Source organism: Specibacter sp. NPDC078709 (genome assembly GCF_040686795.1).
Classification (GTDB): Bacteria; Actinomycetota; Actinomycetes; order Actinomycetales; family Micrococcaceae; genus Specibacter.
Genome location: NZ_JBFBLU010000023.1, coordinates 1 through 1,049, shown reverse-complemented (window position 1 = coordinate 1,049; position 1,049 = coordinate 1). Strand labels below are relative to the sequence as shown.

Sequence of the window (1,049 nt, the reverse complement as noted above, 5' to 3'; positions counted from 1 at the left end):
AGTGATGGTGGAAGTGGCACCTCAGCCACCTTCAACCGCACCTTCGCTGCAGCGGATACCTACCAGGTGACGTTGACGGTGACCGATGATGATGGCGCTACTGGTGCTGTTACGCATGAGGTTACTGTCACGGCGGCTCCTCCGGGGAATGTTGCTCCGACGGCGGCGTTTACAGCGGATTGTACGTTCCTGACATGCATCTTGGACGGGTCCACTTCGGCGGATTCGGACGGGACGATTGCTGATTACGCGTGGACTATTCCCGGGAACCCGGCTCTCAGTGGTGTCACGGTGTCGCAGACGTTTGCGGAGGCTGGCACGTTTGCTGTGGTGTTGACGGTGACGGACAACGTTGGTGCTACGGGTGACTTTACGTTGCCAGTGACGGTGACGGAAGATCCTGGTCCGCCTGCCACTTCGCCGGTGCAGTTTGTTGCCTCGGCTGCCAGCAATAACTCCGGGTCGGTGATGAGTCACTCGGTTGTTTTGCCGGCAAGTGTTCAGGCCGGTGATGTTCTGGTCGCTGCGTTCTCAACGAACTCCGGAACGGTTGGCATTACTGAACCGGCTGGTTGGAGTGTTTCTGCCGAATCGGCGACTACCTCGATGCGGGGAATCTTCCTCACAAAGGTGGCAGTCGCTGCTGATGCAGGTTCAACGGTCACGGTCAGGACGGCGGCTTATGGTCGCGGCACATTGGCGATCAGTGCATACAGGAACGCAACGGTTACCGCCGCGTCCTTTGCGATGCAGTCCGAGACCGTCAGCCGTGCAGCACATGTGACTCCTCTGATTTCCTCGGTGATCAGTGGATCTTGGGCAGTTCAGTACTGGGCTGACAAGACCGGAGCCACGACGTCTTGGACGGTTCCTGCCGGACAGACGGTGCGCCAAACTGGCGCTGGGACAGGGGCTGGGCACATGAGCTGGCTGTTCTCCGACGCCAACGGCCCACTTTCCGGGTCCACCGCTGGAGGGTTGACCGCAACGGCGAACAGTTCCTCCCCGAACGCCGTCATGGGGACGGTGGTGCTGGCCCCAGCAACACC

General features: G+C 60.2%; 1 protein-coding gene. It reads left to right on the top strand.

Translation table 11 applies throughout. The annotated features are described in order from the left end of the window. Positions 1 to 1,049 (top strand): PKD domain-containing protein (locus tag AB0P14_RS17920; protein WP_363845534.1); only part of this gene is annotated, 1,049 nt, incomplete at both ends.